The 21,135-nt window shown below is 60.4% G+C and carries 21 protein-coding genes and 1 tRNA gene; 6 read left to right on the plus strand and 16 right to left on the minus strand.

The genetic code is table 11. The features are described from left to right. Together glyA and FEV51_RS01070 are read right to left on the minus strand one after the other, a co-directional pair. The gene (glyA, locus tag FEV51_RS01065; RefSeq protein WP_138615382.1) at positions 1-1,284 is read right to left on the minus strand and encodes a serine hydroxymethyltransferase; all 1,284 of its coding nucleotides are present in this window, start codon (positions 1,282-1,284) and stop codon (positions 1-3) included. A gap of 7 nt (positions 1,285-1,291) precedes the next feature. Next, positions 1,292-1,747: an RpiB/LacA/LacB family sugar-phosphate isomerase gene (locus tag FEV51_RS01070; protein WP_138615383.1), complete on the minus strand. Its 456-nt coding sequence runs from the start codon at positions 1,745-1,747 to the stop codon at positions 1,292-1,294. A gap of 174 nt (positions 1,748-1,921) precedes the next feature. On the opposite strand from FEV51_RS01070, the gene FEV51_RS01075 reads away from it, so the two are divergent. Beyond that, a complete protein-coding gene (locus FEV51_RS01075) occupies positions 1,922-3,169 on the plus strand; it encodes a sensor domain-containing phosphodiesterase (RefSeq protein ID WP_171032999.1) in 1,248 nt (415 codons plus the stop codon). 70 nt (positions 3,170-3,239) lie between these two features. On the opposite strand, the gene rpoD is transcribed toward FEV51_RS01075, so the two are convergent. The 5 genes from rpoD to FEV51_RS01100 are packed head-to-tail and all read right to left on the minus strand — an operon-like array spanning position 3,240 to position 9,121. Continuing rightward, positions 3,240-5,276, minus strand: a complete 2,037-nt coding sequence (rpoD, locus tag FEV51_RS01080) for an RNA polymerase sigma factor RpoD (RefSeq protein ID WP_138615385.1) — start codon at positions 5,274-5,276, stop codon at positions 3,240-3,242. Between the two features lie 52 nt (positions 5,277-5,328). Next, entirely contained in the window at positions 5,329-7,179 is a 1,851-nt protein-coding gene (gene dnaG, locus FEV51_RS01085; protein ID WP_138615386.1) for a DNA primase, read from the minus strand. Between the two features lie 46 nt (positions 7,180-7,225). After that, positions 7,226-7,927, minus strand: coding sequence for a hypothetical protein (locus FEV51_RS01090; RefSeq protein ID WP_138615387.1), 702 nt, complete (start codon positions 7,925-7,927; stop codon positions 7,226-7,228). Positions 7,928-7,940: 13 nt separating this feature from the next. After that, entirely contained in the window at positions 7,941-8,672 is a 732-nt protein-coding gene (locus tag FEV51_RS01095; protein WP_138615388.1) for a hypothetical protein, read from the minus strand. After that, the gene (locus FEV51_RS01100) at positions 8,669-9,121 is read right to left on the minus strand and encodes a GatB/YqeY domain-containing protein (protein WP_138615389.1); all 453 of its coding nucleotides are present in this window, start codon (positions 9,119-9,121) and stop codon (positions 8,669-8,671) included. The genes FEV51_RS01095 and FEV51_RS01100 overlap by 4 nt, the downstream gene beginning before the upstream one ends. 155 nt (positions 9,122-9,276) lie before the next feature. Here FEV51_RS01100 and carA point away from each other — a divergent pair, with 155 nt between their 5' ends. From carA to greA, 4 genes are all read left to right on the plus strand, one after another. Beyond that, on the plus strand, positions 9,277-10,455 hold the full coding sequence (gene carA, locus FEV51_RS01105; protein WP_138615390.1) for a glutamine-hydrolyzing carbamoyl-phosphate synthase small subunit: 1,179 nt from the start codon (positions 9,277-9,279) through the stop codon (positions 10,453-10,455). Continuing rightward, positions 10,452-10,985: a hypothetical protein gene (locus tag FEV51_RS01110; protein WP_138615391.1), complete on the plus strand. Its 534-nt coding sequence runs from the start codon at positions 10,452-10,454 to the stop codon at positions 10,983-10,985. Before carA ends, FEV51_RS01110 begins: the two co-directional genes overlap by 4 nt. Continuing rightward, a complete protein-coding gene (gene carB, locus FEV51_RS01115) occupies positions 10,985-14,308 on the plus strand; it encodes a carbamoyl-phosphate synthase large subunit (RefSeq protein ID WP_138615392.1) in 3,324 nt (1,107 codons plus the stop codon). The genes FEV51_RS01110 and carB overlap by 1 nt, the downstream gene beginning before the upstream one ends. A 112-nt stretch (positions 14,309-14,420) precedes the next feature. Next, positions 14,421-14,888, plus strand: a complete 468-nt coding sequence (gene greA, locus FEV51_RS01120) for a transcription elongation factor GreA (RefSeq protein WP_138615393.1) — start codon at positions 14,421-14,423, stop codon at positions 14,886-14,888. Positions 14,889-14,933: 45 nt separating this feature from the next. Here greA and FEV51_RS01125 read toward each other — a convergent pair whose 3' ends face one another. From FEV51_RS01125 to FEV51_RS01145, 5 genes are all read right to left on the minus strand, one after another. Further along, positions 14,934-15,164: a DUF4170 domain-containing protein gene (locus tag FEV51_RS01125; RefSeq protein WP_138615394.1), complete on the minus strand. Its 231-nt coding sequence runs from the start codon at positions 15,162-15,164 to the stop codon at positions 14,934-14,936. Between the two features lie 106 nt (positions 15,165-15,270). Further along, entirely contained in the window at positions 15,271-15,780 is a 510-nt protein-coding gene (locus tag FEV51_RS01130; RefSeq protein WP_138615395.1) for a hypothetical protein, read from the minus strand. A gap of 69 nt (positions 15,781-15,849) precedes the next feature. Further along, positions 15,850-16,152: a hypothetical protein gene (locus FEV51_RS01135; protein ID WP_138615396.1), complete on the minus strand. Its 303-nt coding sequence runs from the start codon at positions 16,150-16,152 to the stop codon at positions 15,850-15,852. Further along, positions 16,149-16,580: a phage holin family protein gene (locus FEV51_RS01140; RefSeq protein ID WP_138615397.1), complete on the minus strand. Its 432-nt coding sequence runs from the start codon at positions 16,578-16,580 to the stop codon at positions 16,149-16,151. The genes FEV51_RS01135 and FEV51_RS01140 overlap by 4 nt, the downstream gene beginning before the upstream one ends. Before the next feature lie 26 nt (positions 16,581-16,606). Continuing rightward, positions 16,607-17,131, minus strand: coding sequence for a hypothetical protein (locus FEV51_RS01145; RefSeq protein ID WP_246034383.1), 525 nt, complete (start codon positions 17,129-17,131; stop codon positions 16,607-16,609). 298 nt (positions 17,132-17,429) lie between these two features. Here FEV51_RS01145 and eno point away from each other — a divergent pair, with 298 nt between their 5' ends. After that, positions 17,430-18,716, plus strand: a complete 1,287-nt coding sequence (gene eno, locus FEV51_RS01150) for a phosphopyruvate hydratase (protein WP_138615398.1) — start codon at positions 17,430-17,432, stop codon at positions 18,714-18,716. A gap of 67 nt (positions 18,717-18,783) precedes the next feature. On the opposite strand, the gene ribH is transcribed toward eno, so the two are convergent. The 4 genes from ribH to FEV51_RS01170 all read right to left on the minus strand — a co-directional run bounded on the left by ribH (position 18,784) and on the right by FEV51_RS01170 (position 21,050). After that, positions 18,784-19,206 (minus strand): 6,7-dimethyl-8-ribityllumazine synthase, encoded by a 423-nt coding sequence (gene ribH / locus FEV51_RS01155; protein ID WP_138615399.1) that lies wholly within the window; start codon positions 19,204-19,206, stop codon positions 18,784-18,786. A gap of 5 nt (positions 19,207-19,211) precedes the next feature. Beyond that, positions 19,212-20,489, minus strand: coding sequence for a 3,4-dihydroxy-2-butanone-4-phosphate synthase (ribB, locus tag FEV51_RS01160; RefSeq protein ID WP_138615400.1), 1,278 nt, complete (start codon positions 20,487-20,489; stop codon positions 19,212-19,214). A gap of 63 nt (positions 20,490-20,552) precedes the next feature. Beyond that, a tRNA-Lys gene (locus tag FEV51_RS01165) sits at positions 20,553-20,628 on the minus strand. Between the two features lie 107 nt (positions 20,629-20,735). Then, on the minus strand, positions 20,736-21,050 hold the full coding sequence (locus FEV51_RS01170; RefSeq protein ID WP_138615401.1) for a hypothetical protein: 315 nt from the start codon (positions 21,048-21,050) through the stop codon (positions 20,736-20,738). Positions 21,051-21,135 lie beyond the last annotated feature (85 nt).

A 21,135-nucleotide genomic window follows, 5' to 3' on the forward strand; every position in this document is an offset into this window, starting at 1 on the left:
TTAACGGCCGGGATAGACGGGAAATGCGGCGCAAAGCTCGGCAACCTTGCCGCGCACGCGTTCTTCAACCTGGCCATCGCCTTCGGGGCCGTTGCGGGACAGGCCATCGACGACTTCGGCGATCAGCGCCCCGATGGTTTCAAATTCGGCCGTGCCAAAGCCGCGGGTGGTGCCCGCCGGTGTGCCCAGACGAATACCGCTGGTGACGAACGGGCTGCGCGTGTCGTAGGGGATACCGTTCTTGTTGCAAGTCAGCCAGGCGCGGTCGAGGCCGGCCTCCGCCGATTTGCCGGTGACATCCTTGGCGCTAAGATCGACCAGCATCGAATGATTGTCAGTCCCGCCAGACACCACACGCAGGCCATTCGCCTCGATCCCCTTTGCCAGAGCGCGAGCATTGTCGACCACGTTTTGCGCATAGGTCTTGAATTCGGGCCGCAGTGCCTCGGCAAAGGCCACCGCCTTGGCGGCGATGACGTGCATTAGCGGGCCGCCCTGCAGGCCGGGAAACACCGCCATATTGAGCGGCTTGGTCAGATCAGGATCGTTCCACAGGATCACGCCGGAACGCGGGCCGCGCAGGGATTTGTGCGTGGTGGTGGTGACAATATGTGCGTGGGGGAAGGGGTTGGGGTGCGCCCCGCCCGCAACCAGTCCCGAAATATGGCTCATGTCGCACACCAACGTCGCGCCGATCTCGTCAGCAATCTCGCGGAAGCGCGGGAAGTCCCATGTGCGCGAATAGGCGGTGCCGCCGCAAATGATCAGCTTGGGCTGATGCTCGCGCGCAATCGCCGCGACTTCGTCCATGTCGATCAGCTCGTCATGCTTGCGCACGCCATAGCTGACCGGGTTGAACCACTTGCCGCTCATATTGACAGGCGAGCCATGCGTCAGATGGCCGCCCGAGTTGAGGTCGAGCCCGATAAAGGTGTCGCCCGGCTGCAGCAGGGCCAGAAACACGGCCTGGTTCATCTGGCTGCCGCTGTTCGGTTGGACATTGGCAAAATCACATCTAAACAATTGCTTGGCGCGGTCTATTGCCAGCGTTTCGATGATGTCGGCATAGTCACAGCCGCCATAATAGCGCTTTCCCGGATAACCTTCGGCATATTTGTTGGTGAAGACCGATCCGGTCGCCTCCAGCACTGCGGTGCTGGCAATATTCTCCGACGCGATCAGTTCGATCTTGTCCTGCTGGCGCGCCAATTCATTGCGGATGGCGCCATAGATCTCGGGGTCGGCCTGTTCGAGCGTATCGGTCCAGAAACGGTTGTCGGTCATGCGGGTCCTAGCAGCTGGGGTTCGAAAGTTTGTCGACGCGGCGTTGATGGCGCCCCGTGCCTTGCGGCGTGGCATCGGCGAATTCGGTGGCGAGAAAGGCTGTGACACAGGCCTTGGCCATGTCGCCGCCCGTCAGCCGCGCGCCCATCGCCAGGCAATTGGCATCATTGTGTTCGCGGGCAAGCGCGGCAGACAACGGCTCCGACACCAGCGCACAGCGCACAGCCGGATTGCGATTGACCGAGATGGAAATGCCAATCCCCGATCCGCACAAGGCAATCCCGCGCTCGGCAGAGCCATCAGCGACGACCGAAGCCAGACTATAGCCGAAGTCGGGATAATCGACGCTGTCAGAGGTGTCGGGGCCAAGGTCGGCGACCTCGTGGCCCTGTTCGATCAACCAGTCGCGCAGCTCGGCCTTGAGGTCGAGCGCGGCGTGGTCAGAGGCAATGGCGATACGCATGGGCGCGGCATAGTGCGTTGCAACGATTCTCTCCACCCTGCTTTACAAACTCGTTCACAACATAGGATTGATCGCAGAGGCAGGTTTGCTGCCTGTTAAGTGTTCGGCGCTATTTCTGGTGGCATGGATAGTAACGCCACAGCTGCTTTCGCACCGCTTTTGACGTCTGCTCAGATGGATGAGGCGCCGCTCCAGAATGCATCCATCGACCGTATCCTTGACGCTGTTCGCGAACATCTGGGAGCTGAAATTGCCTTCGTATCGCGCTATGTTGAGGGTGAGCAAAAGGAGCTGACTCATGTTAGCTCCGATCTGGACCTGCCAATGGGGCCGGGCTTTCGCGATCCTCGTGAGAACAGCTATTGTTGGCACATTGCCGAAGGTCGCTTGCCCGAACTCATTCAGGACGCGGCAGATCATCCCTTTGCACAGACACTGGCAATAACCGAATTTCTGCCCGTAGGTTGCCACCTGAATACGCCATTGAAACTGGCGGACGGGACAATATACGGCAGTTTCTGCTGTCTCAGCCGCACCCCTGACCGGACCATGACCGACCGCGATCTGGGCGTGCTGCGCGCTTTTGCTGCTTTGGCTGTGGGGCAAATCGAACAGACACTGGAACATGACGAACGTCACAATTCGCTGCGCGGCCGCATCCGGAAAATCATTGATGGGCAGGCGCTTCATATCGTCCATCAGCCGATCCATTCACTTGCCACAGGAAAGCCTGTCGGAGCGGAATGCCTTGCGCGCTTCCCCGATGCGGGACAGCGCGGGCCCGACTGCTGGTTTAACGAAGCTGCCGAAACCGGACTTGGTCTGGAACTGGAACTGCTGGCCATCCGCAACGCGCTGGAAACGGCCGCTCACCTCCCTCCGCACTGTTACATGTCGATCAATGCCTCGCCTGCGACAGTCCTATCCGGTGCGCTTGTAGAAATGTTGGAGCCGTTTCGCGGGCGCAAGCTCGTCGTCGAACTGACCGAGCACCAGCAGGTTGGCGATTATGCCGCGTTGAAGCGGGCGCTGGGTGCCCTGACACCCTATGCGCGCATCGCCATCGATGATGTGGGTGCGGGCTATGCCGGTTTGCGGCATCTTGTGGATTTGGCACCGGATCTTCTCAAACTGGATATGAGCCTGACACGCGACGTCCACCGCGATGTTGCCAGGCGTGCGTTAACCACGGCAATGGTTCGGTTTGCACGAACGATTGGCTCGCAACTGGTGGCCGAAGGCGTCGAATCTGCGGAGGAAGCACAGGTGCTGGCCGAGCTGGGTGTCGATTTCGGTCAGGGCTATTTCTATGCTGCCCCCATGCCGGTGGTCGCAGCGGCACAGCACATGATGGGCGCGGCCAAACATGAAATTGCGGAAGAGCTGCCAGCGCTGCCCAAAGCTGTGCGTTGCAAGGCCTGATGCCATCCACACATTCTGAACTGAAATCAGACCGCCCACACCAGGAGAGACGGTTCAACATTCAAGCTGCTTACTGGTCCAGGAACGAGCGCATCTTGCGTGAGCGGCTGGGGTGTTTGAGCTTGCGCAGCGCCTTGGCTTCGATCTGACGGATCCGTTCGCGGGTTACGCTGAATTGCTGGCCCACTTCCTCAAGCGTATGATCGGTGTTCATGCCGATGCCGAAGCGCATGCGCAGCACGCGTTCTTCGCGGGGGGTCAGGCTGGCCAGAACACGGGTGACCGTTTCCTTGAGGTTGGCCTGAATTGCCGCATCCACCGGAATGATGGCGTTCTTGTCCTCGATGAAATCACCAAGGTGCGAATCTTCCTCGTCACCGATGGGCGTTTCCAGGCTGATGGGTTCCTTGGCGATTTTCATCACCTTGCGGACCTTTTCCAGCGGCATGGAAAGACGTGCGGCCATTTCCTCCGGTGTCGGCTCGCGGCCTTCCTCGTGCAGGAACTGGCGGCTGGTGCGGACCAGCTTGTTGATCGTTTCGATCATGTGGACCGGAATACGGATCGTGCGTGCCTGATCGGCGATCGAGCGGGTAATCGCCTGACGAATCCACCATGTCGCATAGGTGCTGAACTTGTAACCACGGCGGTATTCGAATTTGTCGACCGCCTTCATCAGGCCGATATTGCCTTCCTGAATAAGGTCGAGGAATTGCAGGCCGCGATTGGTATATTTCTTGGCGATGGAAATCACGAGGCGCAGGTTAGCCTCGACCATTTCCTTCTTGGCGATCCGCGCTTCGCGTTCGCTCTTCTGCACCATGTTCACGATGCGGCGGAATTCGACCAGGCTCATGCCGCTCTGGCTGGCGATATCGGAAATCTCGGCGCGAATGCGTTCAACGGCCTCGCCTTCGTTCTTGGCGAAAGCGGCCCATTTCTTGTCTTTCTTGGCGCGTGCTTTCAGCCATGCGTCGTCCAGCTCGTTGCCGATATAGGCGTCGAGGAAGTCGAGCCGCTTGACCTTGTGGCGTTCGGCAAGGCGCAGCATCTGGCCGCCCAGCGCGGTCAGGCGGCGGTTGAAGGCGTATAGATTGTCGACCAGAAATTCGATCTTGGTCGCGTGGAATTGCACGCTTTCGACTTCTGCGGTGAGCTGTTCGCGAAGCGATTCGTATTTCTTTTCCTTGGCCGGCGCGAAGTCGTCACCGCGTCCCAGCGTATCGACACGCTCGGTCTGCAGCTTTTCAAACTTCTCGAAGAGGTCGGTGATGCGTGCGAAGCGCTCGATGGCGTCGGGCTTGAGAGCCGCTTCCATCTGCGCCAGCGACATGGTGTTGTCTTCTTCTTCCTCTTCCTCGCGCTTCTTGGAGCCTTCTTCGCCCTCTTCGCCGCCTTCGGATTCGTCGTCGTCCTCATCCTCGTCATCGTCGCGGATCGAGGGGCCAGCGGTTTCTTCGGAGATTTCGCCGTCGTCATCTTCTTCGGCGTCGTCGGTCATCTTGTCGGCGGGCGGTTCCTTGGAAAGCATCGCGTCGAGATCGAGGATCTCGCGCAGCTGCATTTCTTCGGCATTGAGCGCTTCGGACCACTGGATGATCGCGTGGAAGGTGATCGGGCTTTCGCACAGGCCGATGATCATCATGTCTCGGCCAGCTTCGATCCGCTTGGCGATAGCGATTTCGCCTTCGCGGCTGAGCAGTTCGACCGCGCCCATTTCGCGCAGATACATGCGAACCGGGTCATCGGTCCGCTCACCCGCGGCGAGTTTCTTGGTGACGTTGATGGTCTTTTTGGCAGGTTCTTTGTCGCCATCAGTCGTATCGGTCGGCGCGGGAGCGATTTCCTCGACCTCGTCAGCCTGCTCGGCCTCGGCTTCCGCTTCTTCGTCATTCTCGACGATCTGGACGCCCATTTCAGACAGCGCGGTCTGGATGTCCTCGATCTGGTCGGGGCTCATCTGGTCCGAGGGCAGGGCCTCGTTCAGCTCGTCATAGGTGACGTAGCCACGCTTCTTCGCCTGCGTAATCAGCTTCTTGATGGAAGCCTCGTTGAGATCGATCAACGGAGCATCGTCCTTGTCGTTCGCTTTCGACTTGGTGACCATGGGGTTTTTCAGTCCATTCTGTTGCGCTGTACGAGAGGTGCGTTCGCCCAGCCTAGATATCTTGTTCGCCTTCAGTTGCCGCCTTCTTGCGACCGAAACGCTTCAACCGCTCGTTCAGTGCCAACAACCTGTCACGCAGGCGGGACTGTTCTGCCATGGAGCCTTCTGGATCGCTTTCAAAACGCGCAGTCGCCTCCGCCAAAGCGGATTCCAGCGCGGGTTTTTCAACCAGCAGCGATACGGCTTCGGCCAGATCCTTGCGCGCTTCACCGGCCTCTGTGCCTTCATCAAGGAAGGCGTAACGGGTTGTGTCCGGTGGGGCAGGAAGGCCTTGCGCAAGCGATATGGTCGATTGCGCGTGCAAATCAAGCTTTTCAGCACTCTCAAGCAGCAAATCTATTGCGGGGCCGCTATTTCGGTCACGGCGGGCGTATTCAGTCAGCGCTTGTTCGTGCTGCAATATCTGGTCGGGAAAGCGCGCCAGTCCGGCGATCACGGCCGTAGCGAAGCGGTCCCGCGAACCGCCAGCCATCGCGCGTTTCAGCCGCTCGACAACGTCTGGTGTGACAGTAGGAATCGCGGCGGGGAAATTGCCTTTCTTCCATTGCCCCTGCGGGAGAAATTCACGCGGCGGGCGCGGCGGAAAGGCGAAGCTGGAAAATCGTTCAAGCAATTCGCGTTTGTACAGCGCGCGAATATCGGGGTGCTGGATGGTGTCGATATGATCGATCAGCCGCTGTTTCAGTCCGGCCTTGTCCTCTGGCGAGGACAGCGGGACCGCATCGCGTTCAAAGCTCCACAGCGTATCCAGCAGGCTGGCTGGTTCGGCCAGCAGGGCCTCTATCGCGGCAGTGCCCTTGTCGCGGATCACATCATCGGGATCCATACCGGTGGGCAGTTGGACAATCGCCAGCGAGTGCGAGGGACGCAGCAAGGGCAGCGCCCGGCCGATCGCCCGCATCGCGGCCCGCTGGCCCGCGCTATCTCCGTCAAAACACAGGACAGGCCTTTCGACCTGCCGCCACAGCAATTCGATCTGGTTCTCGGTCAAAGCAGTGCCCAGCGGTGCCACAACTTCGCGAATGCCCGCATTGGCCAGCGCGATGGCGTCCATATAGCCTTCGACCACGATCATCCGTCCGGTCTGCCGTGCAGCGGGCGCGGCGCGGTGCAGATTATAAAGCGTGCGCCCCTTGTCGAACAACGGCGTGTCAGGAGAATTGAGATACTTAGGCGCTTTGCTGTCCGCCGCCAGGATCCTTCCGCCAAACGCGATAACCCGCCCGCGCGCATCTTCGATGGGGAGCATCAGCCGCGCACGGAAGCGGTCGTAAGGATCCTTGTCCTCAACCGCGATCAGCAGACCGGCCTCGATCAGCATGGGCTGTTCAAATTGCGTCAGCGCCCGCCCGACCGCCTGCCGGTCATCCGGCGCAAAACCGAATCCGAATTCGCGCATGATGGTATCGGAAAAGCCGCGCCGCTCCAAATAGCTGCGTGCCTGCTCGCCGCCCGGTGAGGCCAGATTGGCCGCGAACCAGCTTTGCGCTGCCGCGGTCACGTCATGCAGGCTGGCGCGCTTTTCCGCCTGCTGCGCCGCGCGGGGATCGGGGGCGGGCACTTCCATCCCGGCCTCTGCCGCCAATTCCTTGACCGCATCCATAAAAGCCAACCCGCGCTGGTCGGTCATCCAGCGGATCGCATCGCCATGCGCGCCGCAGCCGAAGCAGTGATAAAACCCCTTGGCGTCGTTGACTGTGAAGCTGGGGGTCTTTTCCTCGTGAAAAGGACAGCACGCCTTGAATTCGCGCCCGGCCTTTTGCAGGCGCGTCGTCCGCCCGATTATCGCAGATAGCGATACGCGCATCCGCAATTCGTCCAGCCATTGGGGGGAGAGCGCCATGCTGCCAACCTTACAGCGCGCGCAGCGGCGCGGCTAGTTGCGGGGACTATTTGCGGGGCTTGCCCTCCACAGGCTTGTCCTCAGGCGGGAAGGGGCCTGTGGCGCGTGCCTGATTGCCATCGACTTCGAGCAGATAAGCGCTTTCCGGTCCTTTTGGAGCGATAGTCGATTGCCACCAGAAGGTGATCGTGGTGCCCGGTTTCCAGCCTTCACCCTTGGTGACACGCCAGATCAGCTGCTCCGCGTCAAAGGTGATAGTGATAGCATCGGAATCGCCCAGCGCCTGTTCCGCCTGATCGCGCGAATAGCCGATTGCCGCGTTGAACCCGCGCGCCTTGGCGGTGGTGCGGAACAACGTGGGCGGGGTTTCCTCCGCCGCTTCTGGACCGTCCGCCGGTTGCGGCTCGGCATCATCGTCGCGCTCAGCCAGAGTGATGCTGTGGACATAGGTGTAGACCGTGTTTTCAGGCATCGTCCCCGGCTCGCAAACGTCGGTCCCTCCGGGGCACGCCACATAGCTGGTCATCTTGCCCAGAGTCCGATTGCCCGCGCTCAGTACCGTTTCGATCTCCGTGCCCTGAGGGCCTTCGATCTTGGCGCCGAGCGTGGAGAAATCCAGCTCCGCACCCACCAGAGTGCGCGGCGCGGCGACCGTCGCAGTTGGGGTGGGCGTGGGCTCAGGCTCGGGCGAGCCGCATCCGGCCAGCGCGATCAGCAGCAAGGTTGAACAGGCGGTCCGGTACGTCACGTTACATTGATCCTCAGTTGCTTTCGTCCAGGCAAGCATTGGTCGCACCGGCGGTTTCGGCGGGGTAGGGGCCGGGGCCTTTCGCCTGCGTGTAATTGGCGTCGATGGCATAGGCGTCTGCCGGGCCGGCGGGGGGCAGGGTGGACTGCCAGTAGAACGTCACCGGCTCGGCCTGTTCCCACTGGTTGCCGCCATCGCCGGCGCTGACCGTCCAGACCAGCTCGCCCGCATCGCAGGTGATCGCGACATCGGCCTTGGGACCAATCGCGCCCAGCACTTCATCCTTGCTGTAGCCTGCGGTGCCGGTGAAGCCATGCGCCGGGCGGATCATGCGAAAGGCGGTGGCGCGTTCGATGTCCGAACTGTCATTGCCTTCGCCGCTACCGGTGCTGCTCTGATTGTCTTCACCCGGATAAACCACGTGGACATAGGTGTAGATCGTGCCAGCGGGCGCGGTCTTGGGGTCGCATTTGGTCATCCCCTCGGGACAGGCCACGAAGGAACGGATGTCGGCAAAATTGCCTTCATTGGTCGAAAGCGCACCTTCAACCTCGTCACCTTGAGGGCCGACGATCTTGGCGCCCAGCACCAGATCGAGGAAGTCGCCAGCGGGCAGGGCAGCGGCAGCCGCCGCCAGCTCGCCATTGCTGGCCAGGGGTGCCTCGACATCGGTGACTTCGGTATTTGTGGTTTCGCCGCAAGCGGCCAGCATCAGGATGGGAGCTGCAAAGAGAATCTGTTTCACGCGAGGGCTTCCTTTACCAGAGCGCTGGCCCGGCTCATGTCGAGCGCGGCGCCGTGGCGCGATTTCAGTTCGGCCATAACGCGGCCCATGTCTTTCATTCCTGCGGCATTCAATTCCGCCTTGATGGCGGCAATCTCGGCCTTGGTGTCGGTTTCGCTCAGCTGCTGGGGCAGGAATTCTTCGATCACTGCCAACTCGGCACGTTCCTTGTCGGCCAGTTCCTTGCGGTCGCCAGCGTCATACATCTCGATCGATTCCCGCCGCTGTTTGGCCATCTTGGTCAGCACGTCGGTGACCAGCTCCTCATCATCGGGCTTCTTGTCCGACGTGCGCAGTTCGATATCGCGATCCTTGATCTTGGCGCCGACCAGACGCAGTGCGGCCAGCCGCTCCTTGTCCTTGGCCTTCATGGCGGTGACGGTTTCACTCTGGATCTTCTCGCGCAGCATGGTCCCTCGAATTTTCTAACCTGTGGATGGTTTGCCGGTTTCATAGACCAGTGCACCGCAAAGCCAAGTGTTCCGCTTGACGTGATGCCCAACCGTCTCTAGCCGACAGGGCTTAGCACACATCGCTGGAAATCCCCTGTTTAACGGAGCGCCAAATGGCCCTGTCCGCATATTCCCACGCGCAACCATCCGGAGCCACCGGCTGCATAGTTTTTGCAGACGGAACAGTGGTTTGGGGCAAAGGCTTCGGAGCCAGTGGCAACGCGGTGGGCGAAGTTTGCTTCAACACCGCGATGACCGGCTATCAGGAAGTGATGACCGACCCGTCATACGCCGCGCAGGTGGTTACTTTCACTTTTCCCCATATCGGTAACGTTGGCGCGAATGATGAAGACGTGGAAAGCCGCGGGCTGGGCGCGGTGGGATGCATTGTTCGGCAGGAGGTCACACGGCATTCCAATTTCCGCGCCATGAACGAATTTGCGGACTGGATGCGGGATCACGGCAAGATCGGCATTTCGGGCGTTGATACCCGCGCGCTGACCCGCCGTGTGCGCACCAATGGCGCACCGAACGCCGTGATCACACATTCGCCCAGCGGCAAGTTCGACCTCAAGTCATTGAAAAGGCAGGCCGCCGAGTGGGCAGGGCTGGAGGGGATGGACCTGGTCCCCGGCGTGACCCGCGCCGAGCATCAGGACTGGCGCAGCAGCAATTGGCAGCTCGGCTTCGGCTATGGCGAGGGCGCGCACAGCAAGCCCCACGTGGTCGCCATCGACTATGGCGCGAAGGACAACATATTTCGCAATCTGGTGCAGGCAGGCGCGAAAGTCACCGTGGTTCCGGCGCGAACCAGCTTTGAAGAAATCATGGCATTGAAGCCTGACGGCGTGTTCCTGTCCAACGGTCCGGGCGATCCGGCGGCGACGGGCGTGTATGCCGTGCCGTCAATCAAGCGCTTGATCGAGGCCGGAACACCGCTGTTCGGGATCTGTCTGGGGCATCAGATGCTCGGCATCGCAGCAGGCGCGAAAACCGCCAAGATGTTCCAGGGCCACCGCGGCGCCAACCACCCGGTCCAGCGTGTCGGGGAAGGGTGGGGCGAGAGCGAAGGCCTCGTCGAGATCACCAGCATGAACCACGGCTTCGCCATTGATGGCGAGACCTTGCCCGAGGGGGTGGAGCAGACCCACGTTTCGCTGTTCGACGGGACGAATTGCGGGATTGCGATCAAGGGCAAGAAGGCGTTTGGGGTGCAGTATCACCCGGAGGCAAGTCCGGGGCCGCAGGATAGTTTCTACATCTTCGAGAAGTTTGTGGGGATGTTGGGGTGAGCATCGATCCGCCGAATTCTGAAGAATTAGATGTATTGGCGGTGCTATGGTCAAGGGCAAATGACAGAAAAAGCACCGATGCCAGTCTCACAATTCCTCGAATAAACGAATTAGTTCAACGGCCTCTGCCCCCAGCTGTTGCGAGAATTATCCTTGACGAATTGATTAACAGAGGTCTGGTCATTTCTCCGAAGCGTGGGGTTCGGGATCGATTTGAGATAACCGTAGATGGATTAAATTATTTCGAAGGACGAACAGAAGAGTTGGTTCCGCCAACAAACAAGCTCGCGATCGGAGAAGAAAAGCAGGCGCAGATCGTAAAAAAATTACGCGAATTATCCGCAATTGTTGATCTGGCCGAATTATCAAACGAGGAAAAAAGCCAAGCAAAGGCGATGATGACAGCGACATTAGCGATGGCCGAAGCTCCTAGCCCCCCTTGGGATACGATCAAAAGCACGCTGACTGATATTGGGAATATATCGGCAGCATTTTTTCTAGCCTTCGAGATCATAAAGTTGATAGCTTAATGCCCAAACGCACTGACATCTCCTCGATCCTCGTCATTGGCGCTGGTCCGATCATCATCGGTCAGGCTTGCGAGTTCGACTATTCCGGCACGCAGGCGATCAAGGCGCTGCGCGAGGAGGGATACCGGGTCATTCTGGTCAACTCCAACCCAGCCACGATCATGACCGATCCCGAAATGGCCGACGCCACCTATATCGAGCCGATCACGCCCGAGATCGTCGCCAAGATCATCGAGAAAGAGCGGCCCGATGCGGTGCTGCCGACGATGGGCGGGCAGACCGCGCTGAACTGCGCGTTGTCGCTCGACAAGATGGGGGTGCTGGAGAAGTTCGGCGTGCAGATGATCGGTGCCGATGCCGAGGCCATCGACAAGGCCGAGGACCGCCAGAAATTCCGCGATGCGATGGATAAGATCGGGCTGGAAAGCGCCCGCAGCGGCATCGCGCATTCGGTCGACCAGGCTTACGAAGTGCTCGAACGCACCGGACTGCCCTCCATCATCCGGCCCAGCTTCACACTGGGCGGCACGGGCGGCGGGATTGCCTATAACAAGGCCGAATTTGAACGGATCGTGCGCGAGGGGCTGGATGCCTCGCCCACTGACGAGGTGCTGATCGAGGAATCGCTGCTCGGCTGGAAAGAGTTCGAGATGGAGGTGGTGCGCGACCGCAAGGACAATTGCATCATCATCTGCGCCATCGAGAATGTCGATCCGATGGGCGTTCACACCGGCGATTCGATCACCGTCGCCCCGGCGTTGACGCTGACCGACAAGGAATACCAGATCATGCGCAGTGCCAGCATTGCTGTGCTGCGTGAAATTGGCGTGGAAACAGGTGGTTCCAACGTACAGTTCGCAGTCAATCCAACTGACGGACGGCTGATCGTGATCGAGATGAACCCGCGTGTCTCGCGCTCATCGGCGCTGGCATCCAAGGCCACCGGATTTCCCATCGCGCGCGTCGCGGCCAAGCTGGCGGTGGGATACACTCTCGACGAGATTCAGAACGAGATTACCGGCGCCACCCCCGCCAGTTTCGAACCCACCATCGATTATGTGGTCACCAAGATCCCCCGCTTCGCCTTCGAGAAGTTCAAGGGCGCCAAGATCGAGCTATCGACCGCGATGAAGTCGGTAGGCGAGGTGATGGCCATCGGGCGCTGCTTCGCCGAATCGATGCAGAAGGCGCTGCGCGGGCTGGAAACCGGGCTCGACGGGTTCAACCGCGTGCCGGAGCTGGAGGGCGTACCGCGCGACCAGCTGTTCGCGGCGCTCAGCCAACGCACCCCCGACCGCATTCTCAAGATCGCGCAGGGTTTCAGGGAAGGGCTGAGCGTCGAGGATATCCAGCCGATCACCGGCTTCGACCCGTGGTTCCTTCGCCAGATCGAAGCCATCGTCTATGAAGAATCGATGATCGGCCATAACGGCCTGCCGCGCGATGCGGCCGAGATGCGCCGCCTCAAGGCGATGGGCTTCTCAGACAAGCGCCTTGCGACGCTGGCCGTACGTTCAGTGGGTGTTGCCGGCGGCATGGGCGAAACGCAGGCGCGCCGTTCGGGCCTGCTGCACGACGCATTGCGCGCGATGGCGGGCGCCACCAGCGAGGACGAGGTGCGCAAGCTGCGCCGCAAGCTGGGCGTTTACCCGGTTTACAAACGCATCGACAGCTGCGCCGCCGAGTTTGAAGCCGTCACGCCCTATATGTACTCGACCTATGAAGCGCCCAGCTTTGGTGAGCCGGAGGACGAGGCCGAACCATCCGACCGCCGCAAGATCGTGATTCTGGGCGGCGGACCCAACCGCATCGGACAGGGCATCGAGTTCGATTATTGCTGCGTCCACGCCTGTTTCGCCTTGGCCGAAGCCGGGTTTGAAACGATCATGGTCAATTGCAATCCGGAAACCGTATCCACCGATTACGACACCTCAGACCGCCTCTATTTCGAGCCGCTGACCGAGGAAGACGTGCTGGAAATCCTGCGCGTCGAAATGAGCCGGGGAGAAGTTGTCGGCGTGATCGTGCAGTTCGGCGGGCAAACCCCGCTCAAGCTGGCGCAGGCGCTGGAGGACGCGGGTATCCCGATACTGGGCACCAGCCCCGATGCTATCGATCTGGCCGAAGACCGCGAACGCTTTGCCAAGCTGGTCGACAAATTGAAGCTGAAGCAGCCCGAAAACGGCATTGCCAAGAGCCGGGACGAGGCCGCTGCGGTGGCGGCGCGGATTGGCTATCCGGTACTGCTGCGCCCCAGCTATGTGCTGGGCGGGCGCGCGATGGAGATCGTCGATTCCGAGGCGCAGCTGGATGACTATATCGCCACGGCGGTGAATGTATCAGGCGACAGTCCGGTGCTGGTCGACCAATATCTGCGCGATGCGGTGGAATGCGATGTCGATGTGATCAGCGACGGCAGCGAAGTCCGCATTGCTGGCGTGATGCAGCATATCGAGGAGGCCGGGGTGCACTCGGGCGACAGCGCGTGCACTCTGCCGCCCTACAGCCTGCCCGCCGATATCATCGCCGAGATGGAGCGGCAGGCCGAGGCGCTGGCCGTGGCGCTGGAAGTGCGCGGGTTGATGAATGTGCAATTCGCCGTGCAAAATGGCGAGGTGTTCCTGATTGAGGTCAATCCGCGCGCCAGCCGCACGGTGCCCTTCGTTGCCAAGGCCATCGGCCGCCCCATCGCCAAGATCGCGGCGCGGGTGATGGCTGGCGAGCCGTTGTCATCTTTTGAACCGTTCAATCTCAATCCCGACCATATGGCCGTGAAAGAGGCGGTGTTCCCCTTCAACCGCTTCCCCGGTGCCGACCCCGTGCTGTCACCGGAAATGAAGTCCACCGGCGAAGTCATGGGAATTGATAGAGATTTCCCCGCTGCCTTCCTCAAGGCCCAACTTGGTGCCGGGATGATCCCGCCGCGCGAAGGAACGCTGTTCGTATCTGTGAAAGACAGTGACAAACAGGTGATTCTGCCCGCGATCAAGACGCTGCTGAACCAGGGTTTTCGCGTTATCGCCACCGGCGGCACGCAGAGCTTCCTTGCCGATCAGGGTCTGGCGGTCGAGCGGGTCAACAAGGTGGCCGAGGGTCGCCCGCATATTGTCGACGCCATTATCGATGGCGAAGTGGCGCTGATCTTCAACACCACCGAGGGCTGGCAATCGCTGCAGGACAGCAAATCCATCCGCGCCAGCGCGCTGGATCGCAAGGTACCCTATTACACCACCGCGGCCGCATCGCTGGCCACAGCGCGGGCAATTGCAGAGGTTTCACCGAGCCAGCTTGAAGTGCGCTCGTTGCAAGACTATTATAGCTGACAAGAATTCAATCGGATTACCCTCCTGACATTCAAGGCCGGTATGCACCGCAAGGCAGCGGCCACTGAGAAATTGTCCGGGCAGGGGTACGTAACAAGGGAATTAGGGCGCCATGGATAAAGTGCCGATGCTGGCTGAAGGCTACGAACGGCTGACAGCAGACCTGAAAGTTCTGCGTGCAGAGCGACCGACGATCGTCGATGCGATCGAGGAAGCGCGCGCGCATGGCGATCTGTCAGAGAACGCCGAATACCACGCCGCGAAGGAGCGGCAGGGTCACGTCGAAATGACCATTGCCGATCTGGAAGACAAGATCAGCCGCGCGCAGATCATTGATCCCACGACGCTTTCGGGCGACCGGATCGTGTTCGGCGCAACGGTGACCTTGCTGGACGAGAGCGACAAGCAGGTGAAGTACCAGATTGTCGGTCAGACTGAGGCGGATGCCAATGTCGGGCGGATCTCGTACAATTCCCCCATTGGCCGGGCGCTGATCGGGCGGAAGATCGACGAAGAGGTCGAAGTGACCGTGCCTTCGGGTGACAAGTCGTATCTCGTCGAGAAAATCGAGTTTATCTAAGCCGCAAGCGGGGGCGCAACCGGTGCGCCCCCCTTGCCGCCATGCTCAGGCTGCCGGATCGAGCAGCTTGTGCAGGTGGACAATGACATATTTCATTTCGGCATCGTCAACCGTGCGCTGCGCATTGGCGCGCCAAGCGTTTTCAGCATTGTCGTAATCGTCGAACACACCGGCAACATGAATGCTCTCGGGGTCCTGAAAGGTGATGCTGCGCGGGTCGGACACGCGGCCGCCCATGACCAGATAGAGGTTCTGCCGGGTTTCGGTCTTTTCCATGATGTTTGCTTTCCTGGCTGGGGAAGGGATTGCGGCGCGCCATAACGAAAGCGGCGCGACAGGCAAGCCCGGCGCGCCGCTGAAATTTGCGAAACTGGCGAAAGCCCTAGCGCGAAATGCGTTTGCGCGCGTCCTGAATGGTGCGCGCCGAGGTGTTGGCAAGCTTGCGCGCCGAGTCGCGCAGGATATCACCGGCACCATCGGCCCGCGACAGGGCATCACGGCCCAGTGAACGCGCCTGCGAACCCACATCCTCAGACAAATCGCCCAGCGTAGAGCCTGCAGTCTTTGCCAGATCGCCAGCCCCGTCGAGCGCTTTCATACCGTATGCCATTGCGGCCTCGGCAGCGATGGCAGCAAGCACGCCGCCGCGCTTGGTTAGGCGGCGGCCCGGCTTGGTCATCGCGCCAATTGCAAGCCCAGCGACGACTGCACCGGCGATGGTCGCAACAGGATGGCGTTTGACGAAATCGGTGGCGGTGTCAGCCGCTTCGCGCGCGGTATCTGCGAATGTGCGTTCAGCATTGCGCTGCTCGGCAGTTTCGATTTTGGCGCGCAGCTGTTCGCGTTTGTCAGCGTCGGAAGCGGGCCCGGTGTCATTGGCGACCTGGTTCATGGCAATTCTCCATTCGAATTCGTATAAATAATCTACTCGCGAAACGGTCTTAGCGTTCCGGGGGGCTGTCTAAGCGTCGTCTTCATCGCTCTCGTCATGTTCAATACCAAACAATGACAGCAGCGGATTGCGCGCAAACCACAGGGCAACTGCGGCCAGCAAAGCGGCAAGCGCCCCCTTGTTGTCGGCCGCCACATCCAGCGCCTCTTCATAGACCTCGCTGGCGCCGTCCTTGAGCCAGCCCATCACGCGGCCGGTCAACCCCTGATGTGTCAATCCATAGCGCAGATGCTGAATATCCGCATCGACCAGCGTGCGCGCGGCATCGCGCAGATATTTGTCGTCGCGAATACGGGTCAGGGGGTCACTCATGGCGCTTTGTCCGAATAGATATTGCGAATGTCATCGATCTTCGATTTCAGCATCTGCAACAGCATTACGCCCAGTGCGATCAGCCCGATGACCACAATCGCCGTGGCTGCCCACCCGCCGATAAGCGGAGCGAGGGCGATCACCAGCCCGACGGTCAGGCCGATCAGCGCAAGGTGCAACACACCGAAAGCAGCAAGCCCATACGCCAGCGCATATTTGACCCGATTGGCAGCGAAACCGGCCCGGCCGCGCTGATAGCGCAACTCAGCCTCGGCATAGGTCTTGCCGTCATCGAACAGAGCCAACAGATCGTCCACCAGCGAGCGACGGAACTGGGTTCCGTCGCCCTGTTCTGGCGGCTCGTGATCGTCGGGTAGGTCGATGGGAGGCGGCGGCGCTGTGGCCGCCGCTTCAGTTTCGTCCGTCATCCTGGTCCCCCGCCGTGCATCACGCCTTAACGCGAACCGCGGAACAGGCGCGAGAGCATGAAGCCGACAAAGGCTGCGATACCCACGGCAGCAGCCGGGCTCTTGCGAACCATCTCGCGAGCATCTTCGCCCAGTTCGTCAACGCTCTTCTGATCGAGCTTGTCGGCGGTTTCGCTCAGCGTGCGCGAGGCGGTGCGGGCATAATCGCCATATTTTGCACCCAGCTTCTCGTCCACGACATGGGCGTTTTCAGAAACGACCTGACCCAGCGAGCGGATACCTTCGCTGGCCTTGACCTTGCCTTCTACCGCAAGCTCCTTGCCCTTGACCTTGGCATCTGCGCCATAGGACTTCGCCTCGGCGATCCAGTCTTCGCCCTTGCCCTTGGCCTGTTCGCGATAGGCACCGGCCTTCTGGCCTGCTTCGGTTTTCAGAGCCGCAGCACCTGCCTTGGCTTCTTCAAGCGCGGCATTGAACCGCGATTTGGCTTCGCTGCCCGGTGCCGGGGTCGTGGGGGTCACAGGCGTTGCGGGGGTCAGTGTGTCTGTCATTGCTACGGTTTCCTTCGCTGCGCCTTTTTTTGCCACGGTCTTCTGCGGCTTGGCGGCGCCTGTTGATTTTTTCGGGGCGGTCGGTTTGCGCTTTTTCGGAGCGCCAGATGCGGTGGTTTCTGCCATCGGTTCTATCCTTGCCATCAAATCCTGGTCATATCCGGCTGCGCGATGAACCGGGAGTTCTATGTTGCAACGCAACTTGCGCGGCAATGTTCCGGCGAATACAGCGCTGCAAACTCCCAGATTGGGGGTGTCTTACCATATTACAACACCTTTGTCCGGAGTCTGCCCCACCATGACCGCAATAATCGACATCCACGCCCGCGAGATTCTTGACAGCCGCGGCAACCCGACAGTCGAAGTCGACGTGCTGCTGGAAGATGGCAGTTTTGGCCGCGCTGCGGTGCCTTCGGGCGCCTCAACCGGCGCGCATGAGGCGGTTGAACTGCGCGATGGCGACATGGACCGCTATATGGGCAAGGGGGTCATGAAAGCAGTCGATGCGGTCAATACCGAGATCGCCGACGCGGTACTGGGCGTCGATGCCGAGGATCAGCGCGATGTCGACCAGGTGATGATCGATCTGGATGGCGCGCCGAACAAGGCGCGCATCGGGGCCAATGCAATCCTGGGCACCAGCATGGCAGTGGCCAAGGCCGCAGCGGCGGCGCGCGGTTTGCCGCTTTACAGCTATATCGGCGGGGTCTCTGCGCACGTCCTGCCGGTGCCAATGATGAACATCATCAACGGCGGCGAGCATGCCGATAACCCCATCGACATCCAGGAATTCATGATCATGCCGGTGGGGGCCGACAGTCTGTCCGAGGCAGTGCGCTGGGGTGCCGAAGTATTCCATACGCTGAAAAAGAAGCTCCACGAAAAAGGGCTGTCGACTTCGGTGGGCGATGAAGGCGGGTTTGCGCCGGATCTGGCCAGCACCCGCGCGGCGCTCGATTTCATAATGGGTTCGATCGAACAGGCCGGTTTCAAGCCAGGCGAGGACATCGTGCTGGCGCTCGACTGCGCCTCGACCGAGTTCTTCAGAGACGGCAAGTACGAGATTTCTGGCGAAAAGCTCTCGCTGGACGGCCCACAAATGGCCGAATATCTTGATCGGCTGTGCCGCGACTATCCCATCCAGTCGATCGAAGACGGAATGGCTGAAGACGATTTTGCAGGCTGGAAGGCGCTGACTGAGCGGATCGGTGACACGATCCAGCTGGTGGGCGATGATCTGTTCGTGACCAACCCGGTGCGCCTGCGCGACGGGATTGCTGACGGGCTGGCAAATTCGCTGCTGGTCAAAGTCAACCAGATCGGCACATTGTCAGAGACATTGGATGCGGTCAGCATTGCGCAGCGGGCGGGCTATACTGCGGTTATGAGCCATCGTTCGGGCGAAACCGAGGATGCAACTATCGCAGACCTCGCGGTGGCGACCAATTGCGGGCAGATCAAAACCGGCAGCCTGGCGCGTTCTGACCGGCTTGCGAAATACAACCAGCTGATGCGCATCGAGGAAGAGCTGGGTGATAGTGCATTCTATGCCGGCAAGGCATGTTTCGGGCGTCTGGCCCGCTGATCCAGCAATCGGATACGCCTGAGGGGGGGAGGGAGCCCCTCCTCCGCCCCCTCAGTCCATAGCCGCATCAGCCGCCGAATTTGGCGCGCAGGTCAAACAGCGCGATGGCGGCCTGCGCTGCCTCGCCGCCCTTGTTCTTCTGAGCAGGGTCGGCACGGACCAGCGCCTGTTCGTCATTCTCGACCGTCAGTATGCCGTTGCCGATGGCGATGCCGTCCATCGTCAGCGCCATGATCCCGCGCGCGCTTTCGCCCGCGACGATTTCAAAATGATAGGTCTCGCCGCGAATCACCACGCCGATGGCGACAAAGCCGTCATAGCGGCCGCTTTCAACTGCCAGAGAGATAGCGCCGGGCACTTCCAGCGCGCCGGGCACGGTCAGCACTTCGGCAGTGTGTCCCGCAGCCTCCAGCGCAGCGCGCGCGCCGGAGACTAGCATGTCGTTGAGCTGGTCGTAAAAGCGCGCTTCGACGATAAGGAAATGGGCCAAACAGCTTACTCCGGAATGGGGCGTTCGCCCGTGACAGTGATGCCGTAACCTTCAAGGCCAACGACATTGTGATGTGAGTTGGTGAGCAATTCCATTTCGTGAACGCCCAGATCGGCAAGGATTTGTGCGCCCACGCCATATTCGCGCAATTCGCCGCCGTCACCGGGATCACTGCGGGTGCCAGCGACCTCGTGTTGCAGGCTTTCAGGCCGGTTCGGCATCAGTAGGACGATCAGGCCGCTGCCTTCATCGCCAATGACCTTCATTGCACGCTGGAGTGTGCGCTTGCGCTCGCCGCTGCGGCCCAGCACATCGTCGAAGATCGAGATACGGTGCATCCGCACCAGCGTTGGTTTGCCGGGTTCAACGTGCCCCTTCTGCAAGGCGACGTGGGTGCTGCCGTCAACGGCATTGCGATAGGTCATCGCGTGCCATTCGCCGCCATAGTCGGAGGTGAAGCGGCTCTCGCTGGCGCGCTCCACAAGATGATCATTGCGCATCCGGTATTCGATCAAATCCCGGATCGTGCCGATCTTCAGCTTATGACGCCGCGCAAAATCGACCAGATTGTCGAGCCGCGCCATGCTGCCATCATCGTTCATGATCTCGCAGATCACGCCCGATGGATTGAGCCCGGCGAGGCGCGAGATATCGACAGCAGCCTCGGTATGGCCAGCACGCACCAGCACCCCGCCATCACGCGCGATCAGCGGGAAGACATGGCCGGGGGTAACGATATCCTGCGCATGGCGGGACGGGTCGATTGCGACCGACACAGTGCGTGCGCGATCCGCTGCAGAAATGCCGGTGGTGACACCCTCGCGGGCCTCGATGGACACGGTAAACGCCGTTTCATGGCGCGTACCATTGCTGCGGCTCATCAGCTCAAGGCCCAGCGCCTCGGTACGTTCGCGCGTCAGGGTGAGGCAGATCAGGCCGCGGCCATGCGTGGCCATGAAGTTCACCGCATCGGGCGTCGCCATCTGCGCGGGGATGACCAGATCACCTTCGTTTTCGCGGTCCTCGTCATCGACCAGCACGAACATCCGGCCATTGCGGGCTTCCTCGATGATCTCTTCGATAGGGACCAGTACAGGGCGTTCGTCATTGGCTTCGAGAAACCGTTGCAGTTTCCCCAGCGTGTCGGCGGTGGGGTTCCAGCCGTCATCGCCGCTGTCGCGCAAGGTGTTGGCATGAAGCCCGGCAGCGCGGGCAAGACCGGCACGCGTCATGGTGCCGTCTTTAACGAGCGAACGAACACGTTCGATAATGTCTGTGGTCATTTCGGAGAGATATCACATCAAAATGTGATCTGCAAACCGCAGCAACACATTATGGTGGGATAGTGGTGGACGCACTAGGGCTCGAACCTAGGACCCGCTGATTAAGAGTCAGCTGCTCTACCAACTGAGCTATGCGTCCACATGCAGCCTTGACCGCATCGCCCGAAGGCGTCCCTCGAATCGGGGGAGGCGCTCATATAACGGGGCTGGCGGAGATGAAAAGGTGAAAGTTTTCGGAGTAGATGACTAAGCCGCGCGGATGTCCGTGTCGCTGGCCGAGCTTGATGCCATGAGCCGCACCGTTGCGCCGAACGGGTCAGACTGATCGTCGTCGACGCTCAGCGTCTTATCCAGCTCAAGCGAGCGCACCGCAGCAAACACTTCGGGCATCGTCAGACCGGTAGGGAGGGAGAGATCCCATACGGTTAGCGTGCGCCCCTCGCAGGCCGCGCGGTGCAGTTCTTCTATAATGATATCGCTGGCATTGCGCTGAGTCGTGACGTGCGTATTTGCTTCGTCAGAATCAGTCGCGCGCCTGTCGGGGCGAATGGAATTGGTCAAAACTGCGTTCCTTCATTTCCATAGCGCCTCTCCTCGCTTTCTGTCTTGCTTATGCAGTCGGTAAACTGACGTTCACGTGAACGTA

This window comes from Qipengyuania marisflavi (genome assembly GCF_005884405.1).
GTDB classification, from domain to species: domain Bacteria; phylum Pseudomonadota; class Alphaproteobacteria; order Sphingomonadales; family Sphingomonadaceae; genus Qipengyuania; species Qipengyuania marisflavi.

What these genes read in the sequence shown, in the direction of transcription:
- FEV51_RS01075 (WP_171032999.1), top strand. Translation starts at nt 1,922, where the DNA reads ATGGATGAGGCGCCGCTCCAGAATGCATCCATCGACCGTATCCTTGAC.
- FEV51_RS01100 (WP_138615389.1), bottom strand. Translation starts at nt 9,121, where the DNA reads ATGCTGCGCGAGAAGATCCAGAGTGAAACCGTCACCGCCATGAAGGCC.
- carA (WP_138615390.1), top strand. Translation starts at nt 9,277, where the DNA reads ATGGCCCTGTCCGCATATTCCCACGCGCAACCATCCGGAGCCACCGGC.
- ribB (WP_138615400.1), bottom strand. Translation starts at nt 20,489, where the DNA reads ATGACCACAGACATTATCGAACGTGTTCGTTCGCTCGTTAAAGACGGC.
- eno (WP_138615398.1), top strand. Translation starts at nt 17,430, where the DNA reads ATGACCGCAATAATCGACATCCACGCCCGCGAGATTCTTGACAGCCGC.
- rpoD (WP_138615385.1), bottom strand. Translation starts at nt 5,276, where the DNA reads ATGGTCACCAAGTCGAAAGCGAACGACAAGGACGATGCTCCGTTGATC.
- FEV51_RS01135 (WP_138615396.1), bottom strand. Translation starts at nt 16,152, where the DNA reads ATGAGTGACCCCCTGACCCGTATTCGCGACGACAAATATCTGCGCGAT.
- FEV51_RS01140 (WP_138615397.1), bottom strand. Translation starts at nt 16,580, where the DNA reads ATGACGGACGAAACTGAAGCGGCGGCCACAGCGCCGCCGCCTCCCATC.
- FEV51_RS01145 (WP_246034383.1), bottom strand. Translation starts at nt 17,131, where the DNA reads ATGACAGACACACTGACCCCCGCAACGCCTGTGACCCCCACGACCCCG.
- glyA (WP_138615382.1), bottom strand. Translation starts at nt 1,284, where the DNA reads ATGACCGACAACCGTTTCTGGACCGATACGCTCGAACAGGCCGACCCC.
- FEV51_RS01125 (WP_138615394.1), bottom strand. Translation starts at nt 15,164, where the DNA reads ATGGAAAAGACCGAAACCCGGCAGAACCTCTATCTGGTCATGGGCGGC.
- FEV51_RS01130 (WP_138615395.1), bottom strand. Translation starts at nt 15,780, where the DNA reads ATGAACCAGGTCGCCAATGACACCGGGCCCGCTTCCGACGCTGACAAA.
- carB (WP_138615392.1), top strand. Translation starts at nt 10,985, where the DNA reads ATGCCCAAACGCACTGACATCTCCTCGATCCTCGTCATTGGCGCTGGT.
- FEV51_RS01070 (WP_138615383.1), bottom strand. Translation starts at nt 1,747, where the DNA reads ATGCGTATCGCCATTGCCTCTGACCACGCCGCGCTCGACCTCAAGGCC.
- dnaG (WP_138615386.1), bottom strand. Translation starts at nt 7,179, where the DNA reads ATGGCGCTCTCCCCCCAATGGCTGGACGAATTGCGGATGCGCGTATCG.
- greA (WP_138615393.1), top strand. Translation starts at nt 14,421, where the DNA reads ATGGATAAAGTGCCGATGCTGGCTGAAGGCTACGAACGGCTGACAGCA.